This is a genomic window from Peptoniphilaceae bacterium AMB_02 (assembly GCA_036321625.1).
GTDB lineage: Bacteria > Bacillota > Clostridia > Tissierellales > Peptoniphilaceae > Microaceticoccus > Microaceticoccus formicicus.
The window spans coordinates 2,449,663-2,461,698 of record CP143259.1; the positions used below are offsets into that span (position 1 = coordinate 2,449,663).

At 34.8% G+C, this 12,036-nt stretch carries 12 protein-coding genes; 3 read left to right on the plus strand and 9 right to left on the minus strand.

All coding sequences use genetic code 11. The features are described from left to right. Positions 1-626: 626 nt before the first annotated feature. From VZL98_11605 to chrA, 7 genes are all read right to left on the minus strand, one after another. Positions 627-1,964: an extracellular solute-binding protein gene (locus VZL98_11605; GenBank protein WVH63321.1), complete on the minus strand. Its 1,338-nt coding sequence runs from the start codon at positions 1,962-1,964 to the stop codon at positions 627-629. A gap of 58 nt (positions 1,965-2,022) precedes the next feature. Next, on the minus strand, positions 2,023-2,538 hold the full coding sequence (locus tag VZL98_11610; GenBank protein ID WVH63322.1) for a nitroreductase family protein: 516 nt from the start codon (positions 2,536-2,538) through the stop codon (positions 2,023-2,025). A gap of 9 nt (positions 2,539-2,547) precedes the next feature. Next, the gene (gene ybaK, locus VZL98_11615; protein ID WVH63323.1) at positions 2,548-3,024 is read right to left on the minus strand and encodes a Cys-tRNA(Pro) deacylase; all 477 of its coding nucleotides are present in this window, start codon (positions 3,022-3,024) and stop codon (positions 2,548-2,550) included. Positions 3,025-3,028: 4 nt separating this feature from the next. Then, positions 3,029-4,105 carry a hypothetical protein gene (locus tag VZL98_11620; GenBank protein WVH63324.1) on the minus strand — a complete coding sequence of 359 codons (1,077 nt, stop codon included), beginning with the start codon at positions 4,103-4,105 and terminating at the stop codon, positions 3,029-3,031. Between the two features lie 2 nt (positions 4,106-4,107). Beyond that, complete coding sequence (locus VZL98_11625) at positions 4,108-4,788, minus strand: phosphoribosylaminoimidazolesuccinocarboxamide synthase (GenBank protein WVH63325.1); 681 nt, start codon at positions 4,786-4,788, stop codon at positions 4,108-4,110. A gap of 109 nt (positions 4,789-4,897) precedes the next feature. Next, on the minus strand, positions 4,898-5,521 hold the full coding sequence (locus VZL98_11630; protein WVH63326.1) for a phosphatase PAP2 family protein: 624 nt from the start codon (positions 5,519-5,521) through the stop codon (positions 4,898-4,900). 12 nt (positions 5,522-5,533) lie between these two features. Further along, positions 5,534-6,697 (minus strand): chromate efflux transporter, encoded by a 1,164-nt coding sequence (gene chrA / locus VZL98_11635; GenBank protein ID WVH63327.1) that lies wholly within the window; start codon positions 6,695-6,697, stop codon positions 5,534-5,536. A 276-nt stretch (positions 6,698-6,973) separates the two neighbouring features. Here chrA and VZL98_11640 point away from each other — a divergent pair, with 276 nt between their 5' ends. The 3 genes from VZL98_11640 to VZL98_11650 are packed head-to-tail and all read left to right on the plus strand — an operon-like array spanning position 6,974 to position 10,363. Further along, a complete protein-coding gene (locus tag VZL98_11640) occupies positions 6,974-8,701 on the plus strand; it encodes a cell wall-binding repeat-containing protein (protein ID WVH63328.1) in 1,728 nt (575 codons plus the stop codon). Between the two features lie 4 nt (positions 8,702-8,705). Further along, complete coding sequence (gene sppA, locus VZL98_11645; protein ID WVH63329.1) at positions 8,706-9,734, plus strand: signal peptide peptidase SppA; 1,029 nt, start codon at positions 8,706-8,708, stop codon at positions 9,732-9,734. A 2-nt stretch (positions 9,735-9,736) separates the two neighbouring features. After that, entirely contained in the window at positions 9,737-10,363 is a 627-nt protein-coding gene (locus tag VZL98_11650; GenBank protein ID WVH63330.1) for an RDD family protein, read from the plus strand. Positions 10,364-10,859: 496 nt separating this feature from the next. Here the strand turns inward: VZL98_11650 and VZL98_11655 are convergent, their stop codons facing one another. Together VZL98_11655 and VZL98_11660 are read right to left on the minus strand one after the other, a co-directional pair. Continuing rightward, positions 10,860-11,033: a hypothetical protein gene (locus VZL98_11655; protein ID WVH63331.1), complete on the minus strand. Its 174-nt coding sequence runs from the start codon at positions 11,031-11,033 to the stop codon at positions 10,860-10,862. 569 nt (positions 11,034-11,602) lie between these two features. Then, a complete protein-coding gene (locus tag VZL98_11660) occupies positions 11,603-11,980 on the minus strand; it encodes a desulfoferrodoxin family protein (GenBank protein ID WVH63332.1) in 378 nt (125 codons plus the stop codon). Positions 11,981-12,036: the final 56 nt, after the last annotated feature.

The following is a 12,036-nucleotide window of genomic DNA, read 5'->3' on the forward strand; positions in this document are numbered from 1 at the left end:
AACAACAAATTGCGATATTTAAAATTTTCTTAATAATTTGTTAAATCTATATTTTATTATTCTTTATGAGCATAGTGTTAATATCTTGTCATTCTATTTTATTGGTTTTTGTAAAACGAAAAGACAGTCATTATAAACTTATGACTGTCTTTAAAATTCTATTAATTATTTTCATTCTGTTGACAATATAGATATTAATACTTGAGTTTGACCTCTTATCTACTGTTATTAAAAGATTTGTAACCGGTAAGACTTTAGTCTTTGAGCGCCTCCATCTGACGAGGGAGGTGGGTTTGTGAAGCAAACTCGGAGGGAGAGAAAACTACAAATAAACGGAATTCCATTGGATTCCTACTTTCAATAACCCAGCCCAGCTCTCTCTTATAGCTCATCGTTTGGATTAGTAGTAGTCAATTTGAGATAAGTTTAAAATCTAAAAGTGGAATTCTCTAAATTCTTCTTTAGCATATCTCTCCCTCAGTCAGCATACTGACAGCTCCCTCGTCAGATGGAGCCTGTAAAGAATTCTTGAAATCACCTGATCGGTTAGAGTTTCACTACCAAAAATAAAAATCTTAAAAAACATCAGATAAAATCTATTCCCAAACAGGGTATTACTGTCTGAATTATTTTTTTAATATTCCGTTTATTTCCATACCTACTGAATTTAATACATCTTCTACAGCTTCTCCTGCTGCGATTCTGTTGACTATATCCTTAAGATGTGATCTGGCTTCAATAATCCCCTTTACGGCAGGTATGCTTCCGGCATCTTTCATCGTACCGGAGAGTACTTTCATGGAAGGATTTGCATTTAAATACTCGCTATAGGCTGTGTTTCCTCCATAATTAAATGGTGATATACCATGGTATTTTTTTACAAATTCTATATTTGACTGTTCAGATATAAAGTATTTAATAAAGTCGAAAGCTGCTCTTTGTCTACTTTCATCGCTTTTTAGAATTCCAATAGATGGGCCAATAAGTGGTTGAAACGGTTTTTCGGGGTTTTGAGGTAATGGAGTATAACCCACCTCAAATTCCATCTCTTCAGGGTTCAAGAATAGGGAATAATAAGATGATGTCATATACATTGCAAGTTGACCACTTTCAAATGTACCTATTAGCGAACCTTCTTCTGCAGGAGCTTTAAAGCTTCCGAGATTGTATGAGTTCTGAAGTTTAATCATAGCTTCAATTATCTTGGGTTGAATAAGACTGAAATCATCTTTTCTGTATACATCATCTCCATACTGACTAATAATTAAATCCGCCAGCTCAGAACTGGACTCTGCTGCAAAACCGGCGATTCCTTTCTCATTCAGTATCCTTTCAGAGACCTGAGCCAATTCATCCCAAGTAGTCGGCGACTGAATTCCCATGGAATCAAAAATGGTCTTATTATAGTATATGAGTTCTCCCGTCTTAACTATCGGAATCATATATCTTCCGCCTAATTCCATGCCTTCCTTGCTCAAATTGCCGGATAAAATCTTGTCGAAATCCGGTAGACCGATTTTCTCGTGATTTATATATTCGTCCAGATTAATAAATGATTCGGTATTCTCCTTAGTAATTTCAAATGGAAATGCAATGAGTAAATCGACTTCTCCTTTGTGTGCTGCATCAGTTGCTGCTTTTAAATTGGAAGCTTCCTGCTTAACCGTCTTTACCTTGATACCCCTGTCAGAATTATTGTAGACCTCTACTAGTCTTTCGAGTTCAGTTTGTAAATCATCCGAGAAACTATGCCATAGTATCAATTCGGATTCAGGTAATGGAATTTCCTCCTCAACCTTTTCTACAGGCTCTACTTCCTCATCTTGTTTTTGGACTTTTGCATCCTCTTTATTCTCTGAAGTATCCGTTTTTTCTTGCGGCTGCTCCACCTCGGTTTGAGGTTTTATGGCACAAGCCGACAACAAAAGCGATACTGCTATTAAAACTGCTAATAACTTTTTCATCCATACCCTCCTACTAATATTATCCGCAAGTACTGCTCTGATAAATATAAGATATATTCTAATCTATATAATAATGTTTTTCAATTCGTGCTTTAGATTCAGGCAAGTCCTTTGGGTATCCTATGGTCATGGCACCATATACAACTTCATCTTCCGGAATATTTACCAGCGTCAAGAGCTCTCTGATTTCTCTGGTATCATAGCAGTGCTTAAGCTGGTTTATCCAGCAGCATCCAAGTCCATAATAAGTCGCTGCCAGGTAGAGGTTTTGAATCGCTACTGCAGTATCTGCCAATCCGTTTTCAGAGTCCCTTGGTACCGAGATTATTAAAAACACCGGCGTATTAAAAAGAGAGTAATCTTCCCTATTAAGAGCAGACTCTATCTCCCTTTCAAATTTTTTTATTATTTCAGCATTTTCTATTATCGTAAATCTTCTATTTTGGTTATTCATTCCTGTAGGTGCATGCTTTGCTGCTTCCATTAATTTTTCGAGTATGTCCCGATCGACTTTTTCTGTTTTATAATTTCTAATGGTTCTTCTCGTTTTTATTATATCAATAAGGTCCTTCATATCCGTCTCCTATGTAATGTCTATCACTCTTGCTTCAGTTAATTTTATTAAGTCATCATGGTGTAGTTCTATCTGAAGCCCAATCTTTCCTCCGCTTACAATTACCATATCATTATTTTTTACCGATTTGTCAATTATAGTCTCGTATTTCTTTTTCATACCGATAGGAGAGCATCCTCCTCTGATATAACCTGTAATTGACAGTATTTCGTTGACATGGATGGGCACTATTCTCTTCTCTCCTACTTCATTGGCGAGTTTCTTTAGGTTTACTTCTCTTTCAACAGGTACAACTGCCACATATACTTTATCTGAGTTTCCTTTTAATACCAATGTTTTAAATACTGATTCCATCGATCTACCGATTTTTTTAGCTACCGATATGCCGTCTATTTTACCATCATCAGCTTTATATTCCAGCACATTATGCTCAATTTTTTGAGCGTCTAAGATTCTCATGGCATTGGTCTTGTTAATTTTAGCCAAGTGATCACCAGCCTTTTTTAATCTTTTCCAATAAGTCGTTCAGAAGTTGTTTTTCCATCATTCCAATTCCTCTAATTGGATATTTATCTGCTACTTCAAGTCCTTGTTCTGCATAGTATTTTGCTTTATCGAGGTCTAGATGTGCACTGTAGTAATAGTATGCCAGTATTCGTCTTGCATTTATGTCCATATCTTTTTCCAATCTATTCTCAATACCTGCAAAGAACTTAGTGGCTTTTAATTTATCTCCTATTATATAGCAGTAGTAGAATATTAATTCGTATATAATGGAATCCTTTTGTATATTTTCTAGATTATCGTATCTATTCTCAAGAAGGTTTATACGACTGTTCATAAGCGAACTGTCTCTCATATCAAGACCTTTATAATACATCATTAAATTTATAAGTATGGCAAATATATTCTCTTCATATTGGATCTCTTGAAGTTCAAGATCAGCTGGTCTTGTTCCCGATATCAATTCATTTTGTAATTTTTGATATATAAGTGCCGGTCCATTATCCTTACCTTCAGATTTGTAGAGTTTTACTAAATAGCCGTCGTTAAAATTCCCGGCGATTTCCCTGGGTATGGCATTGGAAAGTATTATTATTGTAGTCACTATGATTGAAATACCGATTAAAAACCTTTGGGAAGGAAATAAGATAAAAGTGATAATAAGAGGTATTAATGTTATAGAATTGGCTATGTATCCTGATTTAAAGAATTTGATTTGATCTTCATCCTGCACATCTTCATTAGGTATCATAATAGCTAAGCCAAGGGCATCTGTAAAACCATCCACCCTTAGCTTTAGTTTATTATTTTGTTTATAAATAGTTATCCCAAATACTTGAAAACCTAAAAAACTGTAGTTGTTTTTTACACCACAAACAACATGACCTAATTCATGTACAATTATCTGTATGAAAAGTGTCATGAGGGCAACTGCTAATAATTTGTAGATTTGTACTCCAAACTTAATAGCTACGTCATTTATTTTACTTACATCTATCATAAGTGATAGGATTGAGAGAATAATGACTAAAAAAATAGCTATCTGTTTAATAAGTTTTTTCATAATTAGTCTAGTAATAATCCCGGTAACTCTAATGGGGTTACGGACTCCTCTCCTTTATATACTCTCATATTTCCTCCGGAGATTTCATCTATCAGCATGATATCTCCATTTTTATCTTTGCCGAATTCAAGTTTGATATCGTATAATGATAGTCCTCTGGTTGCAAGGATTTCTTTTACAATATCGGATATTTCTTTTGTAAGTTTTATAATCATATTATATTCATCTTCTGTAAGTATTCCAAGCATCAATAATGCGCTTTTACTTATAGGAGGGTCTCCGGCAGAATCATCTTTAATGGTTATTTCTACAAATCCGTCTAAGTCTTGGCCTTCTTTGACATACTTGCCAAATCTTCTATAAAAACTTCCAATTGCTTTATATCTGCAAATACACTCAAGTCCTTCCCCAAAAGGTTTTGCCTCAAGAACTTCCATGGTTCTCTTTTCGGTATCTGCACTTATATAATGTGTTGGGAGTCCTCTTCTCTTGAAAGTCTCAAAAAAGAACTTGGATAGTTTTAGTCCGGCTTGACCTGCACCTTCCATTTTTAAACCAACTTCGTTTGCACCCGGGTCAAAAACTCCATCTTTTCCGGTTACATCGTCCTTAAATTCAAGTAGTAAATTCCCATTGCTAAGTTTGTAAACATCCTTAGTTTTTCCATTGTTGATAAGCTGCATAAAATCTTCCTCCCCTTGAATACCCTAATGTTTTAGAATTTGTTTCACATTAATTATACTACAATTAAGTTATAATAAAAAGTTATGGAAGCTCATTATACAGAAGATATTATATAATTTTATATTGTTTTAACTTTAATCTATTTTTTAGTCTCTTACTTAAATCCGGAGTAATGCTTGAAACCGCATATCCCAACAATAGCCCTGCTATAATGTCAGTTGGCCAGTGAACACCCAGTATTATTCTGGTAAGTCCTATTAGAAATGGTAAAAAGATAGCTAGGTATCTAAGGTATTTGTCCCTATTGGTCTGGACTCTCATAATTCTTGCAAGAGTCCATAGGGTCGCTGAACTTACCGATGCATGTCCACTTGGAAAGCTAAATCCCCCTTGAGTAATCCTCATGAAATTCTCAGGTCTAATCCTTATAAAGATATGTTTGAATACCTCAACTAATAAATTTGAAATCAGCGTAGCCATTAAGAGTGTAATAAGCAAGCGGTAGTCTTTCTTTAAATAACAGTAAGCCAAAACTATTGGGTAAATAGCAAAGTAAGTTGATACATTACCTATAGTGGTTATAAAGTATGGCCAGTTCCATTTGGCGCTTACCAGGTTTTGTACAGCCTCAATAAATATATAATCAAGGGCAATTCCTCTTCCTCCTCTGATACTTATTCCAAATATAATCAACGAAAGTATAATAATAGATGGTATTGTCCATTTTTTCATTTAAATCATCCTTTAAAATAATATTCCTGCAATTATCACTCCTAAGACCACCAGTGGAGCAGGAATTCTCTTAGTTGCCAATATAATAATTGTTAAAATGAGTATAATTGTATTTGAAATGCTCAAACCCGCATTTCTTAAGATTATAAGTGCAGCCGAACTTATCATACCACCGGCTACTGCATTGATACCTCTTAACGAAATTTTAATCGATTTAACAGCTTTGAGTTCTTCCCAAAGAGGATATACAAAGTATATCAGCAGTATTCCCGGTAAGAATATTCCAATACCACCAATGAATCCGGCTATTATTTTGTATAAAACTCCATTTCCGGTAGCTGACATTGCCGATGCATATGCGCTGAAACTGAACATCGGTCCGGGTATGCCTTGAACCAATCCATATCCGGTCAAGAACTGTTCTCCGGTCATATACTTACTGATTTCCACCAAATCAGTGTACATCATCGGAACGACCACTTGCCCTCCTCCAAATACTAAGTAACCATATCTGTAGAATCTGTCGAATAGATAGAAGAGTTTTGAGCCCGTTGTTCCATATAATAGTGAGCCAAAAATTGCAAATCCCAGAAAGGCTATAATGATATTCCAGTTCGGTCTTAGCTTTGGACGAGACCAGAGATTTTCTTCCTTTGAACTGATTATTGCAACTATCCCTCCGATTATTAAAATTAAGGGAAAAGTCCATGCTCTTCTTACAAAATAAGTCATCAATAATCCCATAATAAATAGTGCTACTGTAAGCGGATCGTGGATTACTTTTTTTCCTATTCTATATGCAGCTAATATAATAAAACCTGCCGACATTGGGGCTATAAACCTTAAAATTGCAGGATTCAGATTAAAACTGTCAAATATCTCGGATAAAAACGAGAGCGCGGTCATTATTATTATTGCAGGAAGTCCCCAAACTAGCATTGTTAGAAAACCCAATATAGGTCCTCCCATTTTATAGCCTATTGCAACAATGGTCTGAGTGCTGCCGGGACCGGGTAATAAACCGCAAAGTGCTATTAATTCTATCAGTTCTTCTTCAGTGATGTACTTCTTTTTAGCAACCATTTGGTCCATAAATACTCCATAATGCGCCTCCGGTCCTCCATATGCTCCTAGTGAACATATGAGTACATCTTTGAGAAAGGATATCCTATTCATCTCACTTAACTACCACCTTTTTCTACTAGTATATAATTCTATGTACCTAAACTTGGTAGATTAATCTATATAGTTTTCTTATATCCAAAGATTTATCAAACCTTTCTCTTAAATATGCCTATGTATTTTCTATACCCTTAAATAGCCAAGTTTAACGATATAGTCTTATTTTATTCCGATTTGTTTATTATTTTACAAATACTATTATAAACTATTTATTTTCTGCTATTTAATATGTTATAATTTAAGTATTATATACAAGGAAATGGTGCCGATATGAAAACTAAAAAATCAATTTCAATTTTAATCGCTTTTATCATGTTTTTCCAAATAATAGGGATTAGAGTCATGGCCGATAATGAAACTAAAAGTGTTATTCGGATACATGGTTCTGACAGATTTGAAACAGCTATTAAAATAAGTAATAAAATAGCTGATAGTTCAGATATTGTACTCTTAGCAAATGCTCAAGATTACCCTGATGCACTAGCCGGATCGACTCTATCAGGAGGAAAATACCCTCTTTTGTTTACAAATAGGGACAAACTGGACGATAGGATTGTCACTGAAATCGAAAGACTTAAACCTCAAATGATAATAATACTGGGAGGAGTAAACTCCGTATCCAAAGAAATCGAATTAAAACTCAACCGGTCTTATGAAATTATGCGTATCGGCGGTGCCGACAGGTATGAGACTATGGAGCTTATTAGGGATTATAGTCCTCAAAAAAACGCCATACTTACTACGGGCGATGATTTCCCAGATGCGCTGGTTTCAGCGCCACTTGCAATATCTAAGGATGCTAATATAGTTCTGACTCCAAAAGCAAGAATGGGAGAGAATGCCTTAAATATTTTGAAGAAGACAAGCGAAAGTCTTTTTATCGTCGGTGGTGAAAACTCGATAACCAAATCCATGAAAGATACCATCAGATCACTAAATGAATTTGACAGCATCAAAGAACTATATGGAGATAACAGGTATTCCACATCTGTAAAAATCGCTGAAGAGTTCTTTTCCGATACCGTAATTCTAGCAAGTGGTAATGTCTTTCCGGACTCACTTGCAGGTTCTGTATTGGCAGGTTCTATGAATGCACCAATACTATTATCTGCACCTGATAAACTTGACCAGAGTGCAAGGGAGTATTTGAAACAAAATAAGGACAATATAAATAATATTATAATTGTCGGTGGTGAAACCTCTCTATCTGAAGCAGTAGTAGAAGAATCACTAGCACATATAAAGGGCGAAAATTACGTACTAGAAGGAGATTTTTCGGATCAACTACAGGAATTTAGAACTGTTTCCATATCATCAGAACTCTACGATAAACCAGATAGTAATTCTGAAGTAACAGGAAGTACTTATGTTGGTCAGTATCTGGAATGTTATGGTGAATCAGGCGGATATTTAAAAGTAAGGCATGATGGAAGGTTCTCTTACACAAATGCAAGCAGAACCCAAAAGATAAGTGATCCAAATATGTTTAAGGTCGTAGGAGGAATGCTTATCCTCAATAAGAAATACTATGTACCATCTGATTATGCACCGGGTGTTCATCCCGATGCCAGAAAAGCTCTAACAGAGATGCAGCAAGCAATATGGGCACAAGGTTTAGGCATATACATTGAATCGAGTTATAGGAGTTATTGGTATCAAAACACCATACATAATAACTATCTGGCAATGGATGGATATTATGCAAAGCAATACTCTGCAGAACCGGGACATAGTGAACACCAAAGCGGTAGAGCATTCGATGTATCGTCTTATGGTGAAGGATTATATACTTCATTCGAGAATTCAGCTACCTTTAGATGGTTGTCTGAGAACGCTCATAAATACGGATTTATCCTGAGATATCCCTATAATAAAATCCATGTAACGGGATATATCTATGAACCTTGGCACTATACCTATGTTGGTGTCCCTCTGGCAGAAGAGATTAAAAACAGCGGATTATCAGTAGAAGAATATTTCAATTTAGTAGAGGAGTGATATTGTGAATAAAAAAAGATGGTTTGCCTTTGCACTGGCAATTGTTATTTTGGCAATTTCCTATGTCGTACCGGCATATAAACCTGAAACAGAGGATATGAGTCAGGTATTTGATAAAATGCTTCCATATGGACCTTTTTCAAGAGAACATAAACTTATAGAAGAGAAGATAACTGACGGTGGTCAAAATAAGATAGCAGTGCTTGAATTAAGTGGCGCAATAACATCCGCTCAAGCTTCTGCACTGTCACCTGTAGGATATGATCACGCATTTTTCTTAAATCAACTGGATGCAATTAAAAAAGACCCTGCAGTCAAAGGTATACTTTTCGTCGTTAATACTCCGGGTGGAGGTGTTTTTGAAAGTGCGGAAATTCATAGAAAAATAAGTGAAATAAAGTCCGAAAAACAAATCCCGATATATGTAACAATGCAGCAGCTGGCTGCCAGTGGTGGTTACTATGTATCGGCAAATGCAGATAAAATCTATGCTAATGAGGAAACCTGGACAGGATCTATTGGAGTTATTATGCAGTCCTTCAACTTCACAGGTCTGTTTAAGAAATACGGTATCTCTGTAAATACCATAACTTCCGGAGATAACAAAGATATGGGATCTTCTTTCAGAGAATGGACGGCAGAGGATAAACAACTATTCCAAGGTCTCGTAGATGATGCATATGAAAAATTTGTAAATATAGTAGCTGAAGGTAGAAACATGGACAAAGCTACTGTCAAAAAAATTGCCGATGGTAGAATTTATACAGCCAAACAAGCACTTGATAACAATTTGATAGATGCCATAGGTAATAAAGACGATGCTCTTGATGCACTTATGTCCGAAAAAGAACTGACCGGTGCCACAGTGTTTAAATACAGACAATTAAAGGCACCTACATTCATGGACTTCTTAAAAACATCAGTAGCAAAAATAAAGGGAGAATACGATCCTGTACTATTACAAATGGAATCCCTTCTTAAAGAATACGGAAATAATGCACCTAGATTAATGTACCTCTACGGAGGTGAATAAAAGTGAACGATAAAAACACTTTTGAAGAAAAAGACCTTAACAATGAGGAAACCAAGGTCATCTTTGAAGATGAAAAACCTGAATTTGAAAGTATTGAATTTGTAGAAGAACCTAAAGAAAATAGTAATAGACCTAATAATGATGGAAAAAAATCATACAATGATTATCCCGATTTTTTCTTTGCAGGTTTTTTTATAAGATTCTTTGCCTTTCTCGTCGATTCAATCATTATCGGAGCATTTTCCAGAATATTAGTAGATGGTAGTTTGAGCCTTATATTTAAGGACTTCTATGTATCAAGCATGGCAATTAACTTATTGAGACTACTGGTATTAGTACTATACTTTACCATCTTAACCTATGCAACTAATGGTCAAACCATAGGAAAAATGCTCTTTGGAATAAGAGTCGTCTCCTTTAGAGAACCTAGACTGAAACTCGGAACGGTTATAACGAGAGAGTTTTTCGGAAGGATAATTCACAGCTACGGAATCTTACAAGCTCTATATGTAATCTGTGCGTTCTCACCTAGAAAACAGCACCTGGGAGACATATTGGCAGATACATCCGTAGTAACAGAAAAAGTAATAGAAGCAAGTAAATTAGATTTATCTACAGAAAATTATTAGAAATAAAAAGTGGTAGTGTGTCGGAATATTGAGAATTCTGATACACTACTTTTTTATACTCTTATACCGGGGTCAGGGTTGACTTAATTGACTTTTTCGTATATATATCCACTTTTCCCAGCTATTCTACTCACTTAGGTGTTATATATATTTACTATTATGTATTTATATTTACTCATTATTATCAATATACCTTTTATTAACTCCTAATTTCATTACTCCATCCGGTATTATTTCTACTATTTATCAAATCTTTTGAAATTCATTCATAAATCTTTCTAGAATAATTCGCGGTATATCAGTTGATAAAAGAGGTATTAGAATCTTAATTATCAAAAAGCTGACTGCATCCAAAAAAATACTTCAGGCAGTACGAACTGCCTGAAGTAACAAGTTTGTGATACAATTGGATACCAGCACTATTTAAGAAATAGCCTTTATTATATTCACTAAATACGCTAAACATACTCCAGTTATTAATAGCCATATGATTGTTTCAAGTTTCTTTTTTTTTACTAAAATAAAAAAACACGCTCCAGAAAGAAATAAGTGATAGAACTACACCTGTTAATAAACTTGGCCATCCAATCGATATGAAAAACACAATAGAAAAAAGTATAAGTATTTTACTCTTTTGTTTTTCATATGTTGACAAAAGTATTCTTTTCATTTACATCCCTCCTCTTTTAATTGATATCCTCTGTTTAATATATTGTAACATGATAATATCGTTTTAAGTTTATTTTTATATTCTTTCTAATCATTTCAGAGTCAAGTCAGTCAAGTCTAAATAGTGTTTAATTTGTTTTATCATAACTTTTGATTAGTAGTATCTCTTTTGTTCAGAACGAGCAAGAACCTTTAATTCATTTATGCCCAAAGTGATTGATTCTGTAGCTTTGTCAGTAAGCTTAGACATATAAAAAAACAAATCCATCTCTTCGGCAGTCCATGAAAGCATGGCGAAACTATTTAAACCATTAAGATATATAACTATTTCAGCAGCCGTAGAATTATACCTATATTATTTGTTATTATTATAATACTGCAGAATAATTATGGTTCATTCGACTTTCATAAGTTATTTTAATACTTTCTTATGCTTCACATTTGTTCTTATAATTCTCGTCTAAATCGTCATAGTTAACACATCCGATGACCCCGTTTGTGCTTGTTTTTTTGACGGATTAATAGGCAAAAAAAGAGCACCTAAGTGCTCAGAAAATCGTGATGATTTTTTTATGCTTCAGCTTTCCAAAGTCCGTGTAAGTTGCAAAATTCAAATACAACAACCGGTCCGTCTTCTAAGTCAAATTTTGCTTTTGGAGGATCTCCGGGTTTTAAGTTTGCAATTTGTATTTTTGCTCCTTGTTGTGCTGCAATAAATGTAATATAATGCGCTTCTTCCATTGGATGTTCGGTTGATCCGACTACTACTTCCAATTTGTTTCCATCTCTATTAAGTACTGGAACATGCTTTTCTACAGCTGCATCTACGGTATTTGCATTCAGTTCATTCATCGGTACACCACAGCATACCAATTCTCCGCCACCTTCTACTAAAAGTGCTACTACATTACCACATTCTTCACAGTGGAAAAATCTAATTTCTTTCATGTCTACCTCCTTATATTAGGCTACGGTCCGTAAACTTAAAAAAGAATAAGAGTCCA

Excerpts from the sequence above, each read along its gene's own strand:
- VZL98_11605 (WVH63321.1), bottom strand. The coding sequence starts at position 1,964 with ATGAAAAAGTTATTAGCAGTTTTAATAGCAGTATCGCTTTTGTTGTCG.
- VZL98_11610 (WVH63322.1), bottom strand. The coding sequence starts at position 2,538 with ATGAAGGACCTTATTGATATAATAAAAACGAGAAGAACCATTAGAAAT.
- VZL98_11620 (WVH63324.1), bottom strand. The coding sequence starts at position 4,105 with ATGAAAAAACTTATTAAACAGATAGCTATTTTTTTAGTCATTATTCTC.
- VZL98_11625 (WVH63325.1), bottom strand. The coding sequence starts at position 4,788 with ATGCAGCTTATCAACAATGGAAAAACTAAGGATGTTTACAAACTTAGC.
- VZL98_11630 (WVH63326.1), bottom strand. The coding sequence starts at position 5,521 with ATGAAAAAATGGACAATACCATCTATTATTATACTTTCGTTGATTATA.
- chrA (WVH63327.1), bottom strand. The coding sequence starts at position 6,697 with ATGAATAGGATATCCTTTCTCAAAGATGTACTCATATGTTCACTAGGA.
- VZL98_11640 (WVH63328.1), top strand. The coding sequence starts at position 6,974 with ATGAAAACTAAAAAATCAATTTCAATTTTAATCGCTTTTATCATGTTT.
- VZL98_11655 (WVH63331.1), bottom strand. The coding sequence starts at position 11,033 with ATGAAAAGAATACTTTTGTCAACATATGAAAAACAAAAGAGTAAAATA.
- VZL98_11660 (WVH63332.1), bottom strand. The coding sequence starts at position 11,980 with ATGAAAGAAATTAGATTTTTCCACTGTGAAGAATGTGGTAATGTAGTA.